Annotated in this window: 16 protein-coding genes; 3 read left to right on the top strand and 13 right to left on the bottom strand. The window is 46.6% G+C overall.

The genetic code is table 11. From position 1 onward, the window contains the following. Positions 1 to 6 precede the first annotated feature (6 nt). Together LJF29_RS11290 and spsA are read right to left on the bottom strand one after the other, a co-directional pair. The gene (locus LJF29_RS11290; protein ID WP_229148577.1) at positions 7 to 1,431 is read right to left on the bottom strand and encodes a CDP-glycerol glycerophosphotransferase family protein; all 1,425 of its coding nucleotides are present in this window, start codon (positions 1,429 to 1,431) and stop codon (positions 7 to 9) included. A gap of 4 nt (positions 1,432 to 1,435) precedes the next feature. After that, positions 1,436 to 2,206: a spore coat dTDP-glycosyltransferase SpsA gene (gene spsA / locus LJF29_RS11285; protein WP_229148575.1), complete on the bottom strand. Its 771-nt coding sequence runs from the start codon at positions 2,204 to 2,206 to the stop codon at positions 1,436 to 1,438. Positions 2,207 to 2,525: 319 nt separating this feature from the next. Here spsA and gerQ point away from each other — a divergent pair, with 319 nt between their 5' ends. Then, complete coding sequence (gene gerQ / locus LJF29_RS11280; protein WP_229148573.1) at positions 2,526 to 3,056, top strand: spore coat protein GerQ; 531 nt, start codon at positions 2,526 to 2,528, stop codon at positions 3,054 to 3,056. 46 nt (positions 3,057 to 3,102) lie between these two features. On the opposite strand, the gene LJF29_RS11275 is transcribed toward gerQ, so the two are convergent. The 3 genes from LJF29_RS11275 to LJF29_RS11265 all read right to left on the bottom strand — a co-directional run bounded on the left by LJF29_RS11275 (position 3,103) and on the right by LJF29_RS11265 (position 5,196). Beyond that, positions 3,103 to 3,474 carry a DUF423 domain-containing protein gene (locus tag LJF29_RS11275; protein ID WP_168749038.1) on the bottom strand — a complete coding sequence of 124 codons (372 nt, stop codon included), beginning with the start codon at positions 3,472 to 3,474 and terminating at the stop codon, positions 3,103 to 3,105. A 62-nt stretch (positions 3,475 to 3,536) separates the two neighbouring features. Continuing rightward, on the bottom strand, positions 3,537 to 4,859 hold the full coding sequence (locus tag LJF29_RS11270; protein ID WP_229148571.1) for a purine/pyrimidine permease: 1,323 nt from the start codon (positions 4,857 to 4,859) through the stop codon (positions 3,537 to 3,539). 19 nt (positions 4,860 to 4,878) lie between these two features. After that, positions 4,879 to 5,196 carry a YwdI family protein gene (locus tag LJF29_RS11265; protein ID WP_010332334.1) on the bottom strand — a complete coding sequence of 106 codons (318 nt, stop codon included), beginning with the start codon at positions 5,194 to 5,196 and terminating at the stop codon, positions 4,879 to 4,881. 166 nt (positions 5,197 to 5,362) lie between these two features. On the opposite strand from LJF29_RS11265, the gene LJF29_RS11260 reads away from it, so the two are divergent. After that, positions 5,363 to 6,733 carry an aldehyde dehydrogenase gene (locus LJF29_RS11260; protein WP_229148569.1) on the top strand — a complete coding sequence of 457 codons (1,371 nt, stop codon included), beginning with the start codon at positions 5,363 to 5,365 and terminating at the stop codon, positions 6,731 to 6,733. 24 nt (positions 6,734 to 6,757) lie between these two features. On the opposite strand, the gene LJF29_RS11255 is transcribed toward LJF29_RS11260, so the two are convergent. The 5 genes from LJF29_RS11255 to LJF29_RS11235 form a co-directional block, all read right to left on the bottom strand. After that, complete coding sequence (locus tag LJF29_RS11255) at positions 6,758 to 7,435, bottom strand: uracil-DNA glycosylase (protein WP_229148567.1); 678 nt, start codon at positions 7,433 to 7,435, stop codon at positions 6,758 to 6,760. Between the two features lie 13 nt (positions 7,436 to 7,448). Beyond that, complete coding sequence (locus tag LJF29_RS11250) at positions 7,449 to 8,255, bottom strand: glycosyltransferase family 2 protein (RefSeq protein WP_229148562.1); 807 nt, start codon at positions 8,253 to 8,255, stop codon at positions 7,449 to 7,451. 95 nt (positions 8,256 to 8,350) lie between these two features. Continuing rightward, positions 8,351 to 8,878, bottom strand: a complete 528-nt coding sequence (locus LJF29_RS11245) for a hypothetical protein (protein ID WP_229148560.1) — start codon at positions 8,876 to 8,878, stop codon at positions 8,351 to 8,353. A 48-nt stretch (positions 8,879 to 8,926) separates the two neighbouring features. Beyond that, on the bottom strand, positions 8,927 to 9,562 hold the full coding sequence (locus LJF29_RS11240; RefSeq protein ID WP_229148558.1) for a permease prefix domain 1-containing protein: 636 nt from the start codon (positions 9,560 to 9,562) through the stop codon (positions 8,927 to 8,929). Further along, positions 9,555 to 9,893, bottom strand: coding sequence for a PadR family transcriptional regulator (locus tag LJF29_RS11235; protein WP_010332341.1), 339 nt, complete (start codon positions 9,891 to 9,893; stop codon positions 9,555 to 9,557). The genes LJF29_RS11240 and LJF29_RS11235 overlap by 8 nt, the downstream gene beginning before the upstream one ends. Positions 9,894 to 10,037: 144 nt before the next feature. On the opposite strand from LJF29_RS11235, the gene LJF29_RS11230 reads away from it, so the two are divergent. Then, positions 10,038 to 10,844 carry a bifunctional hydroxymethylpyrimidine kinase/phosphomethylpyrimidine kinase gene (locus LJF29_RS11230; protein WP_229148557.1) on the top strand — a complete coding sequence of 269 codons (807 nt, stop codon included), beginning with the start codon at positions 10,038 to 10,040 and terminating at the stop codon, positions 10,842 to 10,844. 100 nt (positions 10,845 to 10,944) lie between these two features. Here the strand turns inward: LJF29_RS11230 and LJF29_RS11225 are convergent, their stop codons facing one another. From LJF29_RS11225 to scrA, 3 genes are all read right to left on the bottom strand, one after another. Continuing rightward, positions 10,945 to 11,193: a hypothetical protein gene (locus LJF29_RS11225; protein ID WP_229148556.1), complete on the bottom strand. Its 249-nt coding sequence runs from the start codon at positions 11,191 to 11,193 to the stop codon at positions 10,945 to 10,947. Positions 11,194 to 11,285: 92 nt separating this feature from the next. Further along, positions 11,286 to 12,725 (bottom strand): sucrose-6-phosphate hydrolase, encoded by a 1,440-nt coding sequence (sacA, locus tag LJF29_RS11220; protein ID WP_229148554.1) that lies wholly within the window; start codon positions 12,723 to 12,725, stop codon positions 11,286 to 11,288. Further along, positions 12,722 to 14,107 (bottom strand): PTS system sucrose transporter subunit IIBC, encoded by a 1,386-nt coding sequence (scrA, locus tag LJF29_RS11215; RefSeq protein WP_229148553.1) that lies wholly within the window; start codon positions 14,105 to 14,107, stop codon positions 12,722 to 12,724. Before scrA ends, sacA begins: the two co-directional genes overlap by 4 nt. Between the last annotated feature and the right edge of the window lie 95 nt (positions 14,108 to 14,202).

The following is a 14,202-nucleotide window of genomic DNA, read 5'->3' as shown; positions in this document are numbered from 1 at the left end:
GCAATGTTATTCAGAATGATCCCGCCTGTAATCAACCCCTGTTTTCGCTTCTAGTGCCGAAAACAAGGCGAGTGTCGACTCAGTAACCGGGTAATTGGAAGCCGTAAATGACTGACGCGCCGCTTCTGCCCTCTGATACATGGCGGGATTTCGAAGAACCTCAATTAGGGTATGCGCTAATTCCTCCGGCTTTTCAAATATAAAATCGCCAAGAGACTCGTAATACGGGTACGTGCGGTTTCCGGTCGATTTTCCGATTAGTGCGGGTTTTTGAAACAGCATGGCCTCAAGACCCACCGTTGAGGTTTGCGTTACAGCGGCGTCTGCATACGCCAGGATATCGTACAGATCCATCTCTTTTTTGATGATTCTGCATGCTTTATGTTTTTTTGCCGCCGCATGATATATATCCAGCTTGTTTTTTCCGATTTCCCACGGGTGAGGTTTAATGATGATTTGCAGCTGTTTTTGCGTGGAAAGCTCCGCTAACACACGTGAATAAAATTCCTCGGAAAAGGGCTGTGTCGCGATCAAAACGATTTTTTTAGACGGGTGAAAGGCCAGCTTTCGATAAAATACTGACATGTCCATAGGTGTCCTGTTAAAAATTTCGTCAAAGCGGGGATGTCCCGTTATGAGAATTTGTTCTGGTTTGCAGCCTTTTTGCTGATACCAGCCAGCTTCATACGCGCCAAAAACAGCCTGATAGGTTGTAAAAACGGGCAAGAAGGCTTCATCTCCCATCAGCGCTCCATGCTGAAGGCAGATGCTCACGGCCCCTCTTCTTTCACATGTCAGAGCGAGCACCCTGCTGTAAATGTCTTCTGTCGTTCCAACAACAACGGCAGAAATGTTCTCTTTCGTGAATAAAGCATCTACTGTGTCAATGGCCTCCATGAACAAAGGAATATCCTTGAAAAGCCGTTCACGAAATGCTTGATCACCGAATGCCGGGTGGTCATCATAAGCCGAAAGAATTGAAAAAGCCTTTTCAAGATACGGCTTCGGATCGCCTTTTTTACATGAAGCAGCCACTTCAGGCTTGCTGATCACAGGCAAATCGCAATAATTTGGCATACTCCATCTTGCCAAAACAGCAGTTTTCTCAGGATCAAATTGGTAGTAATTTTCATTTACAAAACGAAGGTGATCAAAATGCAAGATCACTTTTCCCTTAACGGGCGCGTCATTTGTTTTGGCAATGCTCTGTTTTTTCTCTTCAAAGAACGTCTGAATCTGACCTTCATTGATATGCTGCTCCGCAGGTCCGAATAATTCCGGTTCTTCTTCCATCATCACTCTCAGCTCAGGGCTGATGTATTGGTAAAAATTACCGATAAGCCCGAGCGGAATCCCTTTGTAGCGAAGCCTGTCAAAAAGCTCCGCATACTTCCGGTACAGCACCCAATAATTGCTTAAATAGGCCGACAAACTCTCACCCCATTCCAAGCTTTCTTAATGATTCACGCAGTTCGCGGCAGTTGCGTTGCGGAGGAAGATTCCGTACGAACTCGTTTTTTTCTGACTCAAACAGCTGAAAATGAATGGATTGGTCTGTAATATAGTTCAGATCAAGCTCCTCGGCCAGCGGGTAAAACGGATAAAAATGATTGACTCTCCAAAAGAACCGGGCATCACCGATCCGATAAAACGCCGGGCTTTCATCCCAATAAGAGCCAAACGCCTCCTTCACCTTCTCAAGCACCGTATACCTGTGCATCACCGAGCAATGGTCAATTGCGCACGGGGCGTTCCACGTTACTTGACTGGCGGGCCTGACGGTTTCTTTTACAATGTCTTGATTCTCGTTTAAATGATAGGTTTTCGAACTTGAGTAGATCACAGCCTTTTCCGGGTGATCATCGAGTTCACGCACCATCTTTAACAGCCGATCCGGCATATAGATGTTGTCATCCGTCGCATAGGTGATATACTCACCCTGCGCCATCTCAATCGCTTGATTGATCAGCGCCGCGTATCTCGTTTTTTCCGTTCTCTCTTTCACTCCAGATACATCGCTTTGATAGAAATGCACACGGTTATCATTCAAAAAGGGACGGATTTCATTCAGCGTCTCTACATTTGAATTGTCATCCATAATAAACAATTCAAAATCAGAAAAAGTTTGTGAGAGTATGCTTGAAATGGACTTTGCCACATAATCGCTTTTGTTATAGCTCGTCATTATCACTGAGACTTTCGGCAAATCCTACACCTCCTTCTTGAATTTTCACACCTGAAACTAACGTTATCTTATGTTGCTTAAGCGCAAGTTGCGCTAGGAAGACAGACTAATATGCGAAAAGATTGTGTACATCGATTGAAAAAACAGTGATCGGCCAGAGAAATCGGCACGCTCACTGTTCTTTTTTCAGCATATTCCAAGCTTTGGCCTCATAAGGTGAAAGAGATAAAAATCGCACTAGCGACTAAGATCGTTTGTCATCGGGGGTGAGTCATCTCGGAGCGTTTATTTATACATCCGGAACATGTTCTGAATGGTTTTCATAAAAAGGAGGAACGATATGAAACCGAAAAAAAACCAATATCAGCAAATGCAGGGATATGATATGCAGGGGTATTCTCCTCAATTTGGCGCAAATCCGTATCCGCAGCCTCAAGGGCAAGGTCCGCAAATGCAGACGATGGGACAAATGCAGCAAATGCCCATGCAGCAGGGGCAGCAAGGCTTCGGATTCCCTACTCAGCAGCAAGGCCAGGGCGGCGGGTTTCAAATTCCATCGGGGCAAACACCATCGGGCGGCCAAAACATTCCCGGCATGCTGCCTGTCGAGGAATCATACATCGAGAATATACTGCGCCTGAACAGGGGAAAAACGGCTACCATCTATATGACATTTGAAAACAGCAAGGAGTGGGGATCAAAGATTTTCCGCGGCGTCATCGAGGCGGCGGGCCGGGATCACATTATTATCAGCGATCCGAAAACAGGAACCCGCTACCTTCTGCTGACGATCTATCTTGATTACGTCACCTTTGATGAAGAAATTGCATACACGTACCCATACTCGATGTCATCCTATTCACCAAGATAAAGAAAAAAAAGCCAATCCTCATGATATGAGAGATTGGCTTTTTTCTTTATAGATATTTGACAGCTGCGACAACGATCATGATCCAAGAAATAATGAACGCCACACCGCCAAGCGGCGTGATTGCGCCGAGAATGGAAATTTGCGTCACACTGAGGATGTATAAGCTTCCGGAAAACAGCACAATCCCCGCAAACATCAGCCAGCCGGCTGTTGTGACACTGCCAATGCCGGATATTTTATCAGCGAGAAACGCGACAACAAAAAGCCCCAGCGCGTGATACATGTGATACTGCACGCCTGTGTGCCAAACCTGAAGATATTTATCAGGAATTTTCCCTTCTAATCCGTGTGCGCCAAATGCCCCGAGTCCCACGGCAAGCATGGCATTAATAGCGCCTAATATGATAAATACTTTCATCTATTCTCTCCCGCCTTTTCGTTAAACTCCTATCAATTATCATATCGCACCTGTATAAAAATTCAATGTTTGTTCTCCGATGACACGAGATTGTCGGATTTTCTCCTGCGCCATAGCTGAAACTGATCCATCGCTATTGCAGCAAGCGTCCCTAAGACAAGCCCATTGCTTAACAGAGAAATAAACACCGGATGCATATCCTTTAATGCACTTCCCGGCACAAACATAATGCCGACACCTGTAAGCAGTGAAATGCCGATCACAGCCCGCATTCTTTTCAGCTCTGATGTCTCATAGGAATCAAATTCAGTAAACGCCAAACCAACCATTGCAGAAAACACAACAAAGTTTACCGCAAACCCAACGGGTGACGGCAGGCTCGCAAACGCATTCATAAAAAACGGAATCACGCTGATGAAAACGACCAGCATACTGCCGAGAACAAACGGCTTTTTAGAAGACATCTTGGTTGTTTCAATAAAACCCGCCGCTCCCGAAATCGGAACCGGTGCAATGGCTCCAGACAAACCGCTCAGCAAATGACTGAATGAAGCCGCAAATCCGGCATGGCGCTCATGACGCTTCCCATCCGTCTGTTTCCCGAATTTTTTCACCGCAATGTCCACAACCTTCATGCTTGCCAGCATGTTAACGATCAGCAGAATCGTAATAAAAACCGATGTGATGGCTAGGCCGCTGTTAAATAACGGGGCACCGAACGGCAACAGAGATGGCAGCTGAAACAGCCGATCCGGCCATTCGATCGGTTTTGCAACGCCCGCAGCCGCAAACAGCACCCATCCGCCGAAAAGAGCCAATAAAATAGAATATTGCTTTAAAAAAACGATATTAGAATTTGACATGATAAAAGCCGCGGCGACGACAACCAGCGCCAGGCCAAATACAAGACCATCCACGCTGTCTTTTAAATAGCCAATGCCAAGAAGCCCTTTTATAATCGGCTGGCTCAGCTGCATGACGAGCAGCAGCAAATAGACCCCTGTCACAACCGGAGTAAACAAGGCAGCAAGCCGATCAATGACCTTGAAGACACTTAACAAAAAGAAACATACAGCGCTTACAAGAAGCGCCCCCTGCAAGCCGCGCAGTGTTTCGCCATATGTCGCAAACACCGTTCCGGTCAGGCCGCCGTAGATTGTGTACACTCCCCACCACAAGCCGGCAGGGCTTTCATTTATAGGCAGCCGGTGTCCTTTCAAACACTGAATAACTGCGGCAATTCCCAATACAAAAAAAGTGCTTTGAATCAGCCGTGCAGAATCTGAATGATCCAGATGAAACGACTGGGCAACCGCCACCGGAACAACAATCGCCGCGGCAATCATAAACGCTGCCCATTGCAGAGCGCCAAGAACCAATTTCACGTAAGCTCAACCTTTCTGATTAAAAATCAAATAAAGACTCTCCGTTTCCATCCTCTTCCTGCTTATCTTTTTCCTGCTTCCGATACTTGTTTAATCCGGCGCTGCCCATCATTTTTTCCATCAGCAGCTGGTCTGTCGAAGGCGGCGCCGACGGACTTGCCGTAACACTCGGCTGAATGCGCGGCGTGCTCCCCGTCTCCGGCTGATCCAGCACGACGTCGCATAAAGAACGGACGACGGCCACGTGGCGCTTCAGCTCCTCATCATGTTCGGCCGTCTTTGCTTTCTTCAATTCCTCTTCCATCTTCTGAATCAAAGCGGATATATGAATGTTCATAAAAAATCCTCCAAAAATAAAATGTAGTCTCCCTGCATTTTATCAAATTCCTGCCGCAAACGCAGATATGAGTTTGTTATTTTTTCTGACAGGAATCTCGCATTTGACAAGCAGAAGCCAATTTTCACATAATGAATCACCATGACCTGCAGGAAGGAGAGAGATTATGAACAGCATCCCCTCGATTGTCAGCAGCCATCAAGCATTTTTCGCGGCAGGGCATACAAAATCAATTGACTCAAGATTGGACGTCTTAAAAAAGCTGAAACACACCATCAAAGCGTATGAAGCGGACATCACGGCCGCTCTCTATCAGGATCTTCACAAATCTGAACAAGAAGCGTACACAACGGAAATCGGCATTGTTCTTGAGGAAATCAGCTTTGTGATGAAACGGCTGAAAAAATGGGCCAAGCCGAAAAGAGTCAAAACGCCTTTGACCCATATCGGTTCCAAAAGTGTTATTTTCCCCGAGCCGTATGGCACCGTCTTGGTGATTGCGCCATGGAATTATCCCCTGCAGCTGGCGCTTTCTCCGCTGATCGGAGCCATTGCGGCCGGAAACACGGTCGTTCTCAAACCCTCAGAATATACGCCAGCTGTTTCGGCTGTTCTTTCCGCTCTCATCCGTGACGTTTTTCCGGGTGATTATGTCGCTTTGGCGGAAGGCGGGCCGGACATCAGCACAGCTCTATTACAGCAGCCGTTTGACTACATATTTTTTACTGGAAGCGTGGCCGTAGGAAAAGTTGTCATGGAAGCGGCGGCCAAACAATTAATTCCCGTCACCTTAGAGCTCGGAGGAAAAAGTCCCTGCATCGTCCATAAAGATGCTGACATCAAGCTTGCCGCCAAACGCATCGTTTTCGGGAAATTTACGAATGCGGGCCAAACCTGCATCGCACCGGATTACTTGCTCGTTCACGAAGACATCAAAACAGAGCTTACGGAAGAAATGAAGCGTGTCATTGGTGAGTTTTACGGACTGCAGCCCGAACTGAATCCGTCTTATGGCAAAATCGTCAGTGAACGCCATTATCAGCGGCTGCTGAGCTTTCTGAAAGACGGCGTCGCGCTAATTGGCGGCCAAGCAGACCACCGGCACCACAAAATAGCGCCGACCATTCTCGGTCAAGTCACAGATGATTCCCCAGTGATGCAAGAGGAAATTTTCGGACCCATTCTTCCGCTGTTTACATATCGCGGCATCGATGAAGTCATTGAGAAAGTCAAGTCGCGTCCCAAGCCGCTTGCCCTGTATGTGTTTACAACAAACCAAACAATTGAACGAGAGATAATAGAAAACCTGTCGTTTGGCGGCGGCTGTATCAACGATACGTTGATGCATGTTGCGACACCGTATTTGCCATTCGGCGGCGTGGGAGAAAGCGGAATCGGCAGCTATCACGGATTTGACAGCTTTAACACATTTACGCACAAAAAAAGCGTCGTCAAGCAAACGAACCGCTTCGACTTCGCTTTCCGTTATCCATCATCCAAAAACGGCCTGCGTTTGATACGGAAAATACTCAAATAAAAAAGCGCAGGTCATCTGCGCTTTTTATAAATCCTTTATACACCAATCAATCGGAGTTTCCCCCATTTTCTCCAAGTAGGCATTTGCCCGCGAAAATGGCTTGCTGCCAAAAAATCCGTTTCTTGCTGAAAACGGGCTGGGATGCGTCGATTCAATAATAAAATGCTTGGACGTGTCGATCCGTTCTTTTTTCATTTGGGCATGCCGGCCCCACAGTATAAAAATAATCGGCCGCTCTCTTTCATTCAGCACATCAATTATCCGGTCAGTCAGCTGCTCCCAGCCTTTTCCCTTATGGGAATTCGCCTGTCCGCGCCGCACTGTGAGCACGGTATTCAGCAAAAGAACCCCCTGCTTCGCCCAGCTGACGAGCGACCCGTGATTCGGTATGCTGCAGCCGATATCATCCTGAAGCTCCAGAAAAATATTTTTCAATGAAGGCGGCTGCTTCACACCCGGCTTTACGGAGAAGCTTAAGCCTTGAGCCTGTCCAGGCCCGTGATACGGATCTTGACCGAGAATAACCACCTTGACATCATCGTACGGTGTGTAGTGCAGCGCATTGAAGATATCGCGGCTGTCCGGATAGATCGTCTCCTCCATGTATTCCCGCTTCAGCATTTCTCTCAGCTCTAGATAATACGGTTTTTCAAACTCTTCCTTCAGCTGTTCCCACCAGCTGTCCTGCAAAAGCTGTTTCAAGATGCAAACCTCCTTACGAACGATGAAGTCTGGAATAGACAGGTTTGCCATCCCAAACAATCTCACTTTGTGCTTCCCGCCTCTTCATGTCAGGCTCTTCAAGCAGGACGGCAAAGTTTTTCGTCGGCAGTTCCCCTAGTCCGTGCTTCTCACTTAAACGATCCAAATATTGCTTCCGCTTGGCGCCAAGGTCTGCGGACTGATTGTCTCCCGCGTCACTGAAGGCATATATCACACTGGCACAAGGCACACGCTTAACCCGGTAATCCTTCGCTGCACGCAAGTAAAAATCCCAGTCCCAATAATTGTGCACATCAGCATCGAAATACCCGATCTCATCATGCAGGAAACGTTTGTACATGCTGCCCGATGGCACGTAGGTCGAGAACACTCTCATATCCTCATAATCAGCGGTATACGCAAATAACTTCCGCGAAACCGGATATCTTGTCCCTTCTCTCTCTTCAAACGACACAATTTCGGCATCAGAATGAACGAAATCTGCCGTTTCCATCTCCTTTGCCATTCTTTCCAGATGGCCCGGCGTGAAGAAATCATCATCATCACAAAGCATGATACAGTCGCCTGATACCTCTTTGACACCCGCATTTCTCGCTGCTACATGGCCTGAGTTTTTTTCTAAATCAATCACAGCAATCGGCAGCTCCGGATACAGTGCTTTGGCCTGCTCAACCGACTCCCCGGCATCATTGACAATAATGACTTCATACGGCTTCATAGTCTGCTGTGAAATCGACTCCAACAACTCGCACAAAGCCGGAATCCGATTATAGGTCACAATTACGATAGAAATCTTCATGATGCTCTCCTTCTCATTTTCATAGTCATGTACTATTAAAACATATATTGGACGGGAGATCAGTGGGAATATCCTACCGAACTGTGAAATGGAAACTACAGAAACAGCAAAGTGACGCCTACCAGAAGCACCATAATCAGCATCAGCTCTCCACATACACGAACGACATCTTTCAGGCGGACGCCATTCGGCAGGACGAGATGCCATAGCTTAGATTGATAGACCGGCAGCAGCACCAATGCGTAAGAAAGGCACAAAAAAGTGAATGCCGGCGGAACAAAAGCACAGCCTGCATCGTCCCAATCTCTCACAATTTCAGAAACACTCGTTCCATCTGACAAGAACAAACCAATCAACAAGGCCAGCAAAACAAAGGATCCCAATTGAACATCAAACAGCCACATGCGTTGGTGGCAAGCAATCCAGAGTGCCCAAAACCAGCCAATAGAATAGAATAATAATAGAAAAACGATTGCACCAGCAGTAAAAACAACATCTGGCATCCTATCGAGCAAAAAAACAAGCGGTACGGACATGGCCATAACCAAAAGCATGGATGCACCCACAAACAAAAATACAGCCACATGAATAACAAAACCATATAAACAAGAGCCGAGTCTCATGACAATCCCCCTTCATTACATAGAATTTCTATGTACATACCTAAAAAATCAGGCAAGCTGGCGCCTGCCAAAATAACAGCCTATTCGCCCGCACGCCGGAAATAACAGCGTAGCACAAGCACACGCCCCTATAAACCAAGGTGTCAGCAAGGATTGAAACAGCGCAGCAGGAACTAGATCAAACAGAAAAACAAACATAAAAATAACGTTCGGCACCATAGAAATAAGAATCGTATGTAAAACAAGCCGTTCACCGCGTTGCCCGAACTCCCTAACGCCTTGGTACCCAATCAGCACCCAATAGAGAATATAAGCAGCTAAAATCAGCCACACAGAAACAGAAATGCCTTTCCACACTGCATGAACAAAAGGAGATTCTAACCATGCATGCAATACTGTAATGGTAATACCTGCTGCAAATAAAGCACTATTGCAGAATAGATGGAATAATAAAAACGTACGGGCGGATACAGGCTGTTCTTTCTGAAAGGATGATACAATCTCATCCGGTGTGCCAAATTCCCGAAGCAAACATTCCATGGCTTCTGCCTCACTCTTCCCCTCTTGAATGGAGTGAAACAAGTGGTGTTCAATATGGTTTTCGATCTCTTCGATCATCGCTTCACTATCAGAAACCCCTTTAAGCCCGTTTTTCACTTTATATATATAAGTCTCTTTATCCATTCTGTCCGCCCCGCTTCAGCATTCGGTCCATCATAGCTGAAAACACGCTCCATTCCTTTGTGCGCTCTGCCAGGATCTCTCTGCCGTCTTCTGTAATCCGATAATACTTACGATCCGGGCCTTTCTCCTGCTTCTCCCAATATGAAGAAATATATCCTTGCCGTTCAAGTTTATGAAGGGAAGGATACAATGTTCCCTCTTTCATCTGCAGTTCATTATCGCTGCGGCTTCCCATCTCTTTTACAAGCTCATAGCCATACATCGGCCTCTCATTCAGGAGCGTTAATACCAATATCACAGTGCTGCCTTTAATCAGCTCACGATTTAACATGACAAAACCCCTACCTAGTTTTCTTATGTAGCATTGTACGAAATCACCCTGAAACTGTCAATTGATTCCTATAAACCTTTCGTATTGTGATAAGCAGAAAATCTAACTATAATGAGATATAAAACATTGATGGAGGTTCAACACATGTCTATGCATAAAGCACTCACGATTGCCGGCTCCGATTCCAGCGGCGGCGCGGGAATTCAAGCTGATTTAAAAACATTTCAAGAAAAAAACGTATATGGGATGACAGCCTTAACGGTGATCGTTGCAATGGACCCGAACAACAGCTGGGATCATCAAGTCTTTCCGATCGATCCAGACACGATTCGCGCACAGCTCGCAACGATTGTAGACGGCATTGGTGTGGACGCCATGAAAACGGGAATGCTGCCAACCGTTGAGATTATCGAGCTTGCGGCGAAAACGATCAAAGAAAAACAACTGCAAAACGTCGTGATTGATCCGGTTATGGTGTGCAAAGGGGCAAATGAGGTTCTTTATCCGGAGCACGCACAAGCCCTGCGTGAACAATTGGCACCGCTCGCTACCGTGATTACGCCAAACCTGTTCGAAGCCAGCCAGCTCAGCGGCATGGGCGAATTAAAAACGATTGAAGACATGAAAGAAGCAGCGAAAAAAATCCACGCCCTCGGCGCTCAATATGTTGTGATTACAGGCGGAGGCAAGCTGAAGCACGAAAAAGCTGTAGACGTTCTATATGACGGAGAAACAGCGGAAGTCCTTGAAAGCGAAATGATTGATACGCCTTATACACATGGCGCCGGCTGTACGTTCTCCGCAGCGGTGACGGCAGAACTCGCGAAAGGCGCGGAAGTCAAAGAAGCAATTTACGCGGCGAAAGAATTTATTACTGCTGCGATTCAAGAGTCCTTCCCGCTGAATCAGTATGTCGGACCTACGAAGCATTCTGCTTTGCGCCTGAATTAGCAATCATAAACAAAATCGGCTGCCTTCCAGAGAGGCAGCCTTTTTTTATATTCTCGGAGTCTTTTCACAGAAAAAACTGCCGATTACATCGGCAGCCTGTTTATTTGGTCTTTAAATTGTTCGCAGATGACCTCAAAAATATCTCTATGGATTGAACAAAAAGTGCATATTCCTTCATTTGTTCATATGCCCGTGAAAGGGTTTCTGCCGCTTCACTATGCGATGTTGTTCCCCGTAGCATTTTTTTCAGCTGAAGCAGCACATCCTTATATTCTTCCCGCTTATCCTCAACTTGGTCCGCAGCCTTTTCTAAACATTCCGGTGTTATCTTCTGTTCATGTATATTCAAGAAAACAACTCCTTTTACAGAAAAAAATGTAGGTTATCGTTGAAGAATAGCACAGATGGCACAGATTTCACATAAGAAAAAAGAAGGATTTTCTACATAAGTGTCCAAATTCCGACTTTCATTTCAGATCTTCCGTTTGATCTCGCAGTCACTTGATCATTTCCCGGGAAAGGAAAATATCTTGCGCTGAATACCTCTTCCCCATGATTGATAAAGACTTCCACTGATGACGCGTCGATATACATGTGCACTGTGTGCAGATTGCTGATGCGGCAATGTCTCGCTTCTGTTTTTGTACCGTCAAAGCTTGTGCGCTCTAGTGTGATAAGCCCCTCTTCCTTCCGGTAAGAGAATGTGGCAGTGGCGCGGATATCGATTTCAAAACCAGACTCCGTATCAATGTCTTCAATCAAAATTTCAGCTCTTTCAGGATTTTCAACTGGCAGCGTACCAGGCGATCCATACATGTTGATTTGAACTTCCTGCCCATTTTTCCTCATCGCTTTCAGCTCAGGAAGCGGCTGCTGTATCAGCTTCTCCCCTGATAGCGTCAGCTGTCTCGGCAGCGTCATACAGTGAATCCAGTGATAATCTTTCGTCGGATGATACTTCTCATCCTGATCAGGTACAGCCATCCACGCAAACAGTATCCGGCGCCCCTGATCGTCTTCAAGTGTCTGCGGCGCGTAAAAATCAAAGCCTTGATCAAGCTCCGTAAACGCAGCATGCATCAGCCCCGTTTTTTCGTAATCGAGCTGGCCTATAAAATATCCAGATTGATACACATTTTGATAACGATAGCCGTCAGCTTCAAGTCCTTGGGGCGAGACAATCAGCACGTCGGAGCCTTGAAGAGAAAACAGGTCAGGGCACTCCCACATATATCCGAAATCATTCAGTCCGTTGAGGCCGGCACCTGTTATCGGGCCGAGAAACGTCCACTCAGTCAGGTTATTGGAAGTAAACAAAACAGCTTGGCCCTTCATGTTCTCCGTTTGCGCACCGATCACCATATACCATTTTCCTTCATGCTCCCACACCTTCGGATCACGAAAATGAGCTGTATAGCCTTCAGGAAGACGGGCCACGACACCTTTTTTCTCAAAGGTCAGCCCATCGTCCGATACAGCAACGCACTGATACGTTTCTCGATTCCCATCCTGGTCCCTGACATTTCCTGTGTAAAACAGATAGAGCCGGTCATCCTTGACAACAGCGCTGCCCGAGTAGCAGCCGTTTTTATCAAACCAATCACTCGGAGCCAGCGCAATCTCTTCCCGCTTCCAGCTCACAAAATCACATGTCGTATAATGCCCCCAAAACTTTGCCCCGTGCCCTGTCTGAAACGGCTGCCACTGAAAAAACAAATGATAGACTCCCTTCCAATACACCACGCCATTTGGATCATTCAGCAAACCAACCGGGGGCATGATGTGAAAGTGCTGGCGGTGCGGATCGCTGTCAGCAATATGTTCTTTCTTCTCAACTTCTTCATAAGCCCGGCGACGCAGCTTCTGATCATGTGCTGTCATTTTTTTCTCTCCTCATCTTCGTTTATTTTCATGACAAACGCCGCAATGAACGCTGATACTGCCGCAATAACCATTCCAATCATATAGTTCACTAGATTTCCAAATCCAAACGGTGCTGCAATGGCGATCATCGGAATGCCTGTTAACCCGTAAGCGTTTGCAGCAACATGTGTAAAGACGACATACGCGCCGCCCAACGCGCCTCCAATCATCGCGGCGATAAACGGCTTCCGGTAGCGAAGGTTCACCCCGAAAATGACGGGCTCAGTAATGCCAAGAAAAGCAGAAAATGCCGCCGGAAGAGCGATTTCCTTCGTTTTTGCCTTTTTCGCTAAAAAGAAGACGGCAAGGCCGGCCCCGCCTTGGGCGACATTTGCCATAGACCAAATCGGCAATAAATAGTTCCTTCCAAGATCTGAAATAAGCCCCGCCTCAATCGCATGGAAGCTGTGATGGACACCTGTGAGGACGATCAGTGAATAGGTGCCTCCAAAAAGAAGGCCTGCGACAAAACCGGCATGATCATACACATATGTTAAAGCAACAGTAATACCGGAGCCAAGCGCTCTTCCTAAAGGGCCGATGGCAATAAATGCGACAAACCCGGTGACAATGACAGTAACAAAAGGCGTAACCAGCAAATCGACCGCATGCGGAACCACTTTTCTTGTCCATTTCTCTACCTTGCTCATGACGTAAACTGCCAGCAGGACAGGGATGACGGTTCCCTGATAACCGAGAAGCGCGATATCAAACCCGAAAATATGCATATAATCAGGTGACGCTTCCGCCAAACCCCATGGATTCAAAAGCGTCGGGTGTATCATGATTCCCCCGATGACCGCTCCTAAATACGGATTGCTTCCAAATTCTTTTGAAGCGCTGACCCCGATCAAAATCGGCAGGAAGATGAATGCCGCGCTTGAAAACATATCAAGGAGCTGCAGCAGCGCAGAGTCCTTACTCATCCAATGAAAGGCATTGATCATTCCCAATAACCCCATTAACAGGCCGCTGGCTACGATGGCTGGAATGATCGGAACAAAAATATTCGAAAGCGTTTTCGCAAATCTCGCCGCAGGATTCAGTTTCTCTTTAGCAGCATCCTGGTGATTCACATGTTCTTCACGCTCTACATCGGCTTCCTTAGAAAAAGCATCATACACTTTATTGACAAGGCCTGTTCCAAAAATAATCTGGTATTGGCCTGAACTGCTGAAAGCGCCTTTGACACCTTCAAGCTCTTCTACTTGTGCTTGATCTATCTTTGATTCATCCTTAATCACTAAACGCAGTCTTGTCGCACAATGAGCCGCGCTGATAATGTTTTCTTTTCCCCCGAGAAGCTCAATGAGGCGTTTTGCAGTCTCTTTGTAATCCATCTTCTTCTCCCCCTTTTATAAACAAAAAAGACCTAAAATTCGCCAACGAATAAAGGACACAGCGATCCTTTTTCATTTACGCAAATTTTAGGTCT

Origin of the sequence: Bacillus sp. LBG-1-113, from assembly GCF_020708615.1 — a bacterium.
GTDB lineage: Bacteria > Bacillota > Bacilli > Bacillales > Bacillaceae > Bacillus > Bacillus mojavensis.
The sequence above is the reverse complement of the archived record's forward strand: the minus strand, read 5'-3'. Positions and strand labels throughout refer to the sequence as shown.

What these genes read in the sequence shown, in the direction of transcription:
- LJF29_RS11230 (WP_229148557.1), top strand. Translation starts at nt 10,038, where the DNA reads ATGTCTATGCATAAAGCACTCACGATTGCCGGCTCCGATTCCAGCGGC.
- sacA (WP_229148554.1), bottom strand. Translation starts at nt 12,725, where the DNA reads ATGACAGCACATGATCAGAAGCTGCGTCGCCGGGCTTATGAAGAAGTT.
- LJF29_RS11275 (WP_168749038.1), bottom strand. Translation starts at nt 3,474, where the DNA reads ATGAAAGTATTTATCATATTAGGCGCTATTAATGCCATGCTTGCCGTG.
- LJF29_RS11250 (WP_229148562.1), bottom strand. Translation starts at nt 8,255, where the DNA reads ATGAAGATTTCTATCGTAATTGTGACCTATAATCGGATTCCGGCTTTG.
- LJF29_RS11260 (WP_229148569.1), top strand. Translation starts at nt 5,363, where the DNA reads ATGAACAGCATCCCCTCGATTGTCAGCAGCCATCAAGCATTTTTCGCG.
- LJF29_RS11265 (WP_010332334.1), bottom strand. Translation starts at nt 5,196, where the DNA reads ATGAACATTCATATATCCGCTTTGATTCAGAAGATGGAAGAGGAATTG.
- LJF29_RS11240 (WP_229148558.1), bottom strand. Translation starts at nt 9,562, where the DNA reads ATGGATAAAGAGACTTATATATATAAAGTGAAAAACGGGCTTAAAGGG.
- LJF29_RS11235 (WP_010332341.1), bottom strand. Translation starts at nt 9,893, where the DNA reads ATGTTAAATCGTGAGCTGATTAAAGGCAGCACTGTGATATTGGTATTA.
- gerQ (WP_229148573.1), top strand. Translation starts at nt 2,526, where the DNA reads ATGAAACCGAAAAAAAACCAATATCAGCAAATGCAGGGATATGATATG.
- LJF29_RS11245 (WP_229148560.1), bottom strand. Translation starts at nt 8,878, where the DNA reads ATGAGACTCGGCTCTTGTTTATATGGTTTTGTTATTCATGTGGCTGTA.
- scrA (WP_229148553.1), bottom strand. Translation starts at nt 14,107, where the DNA reads ATGGATTACAAAGAGACTGCAAAACGCCTCATTGAGCTTCTCGGGGGA.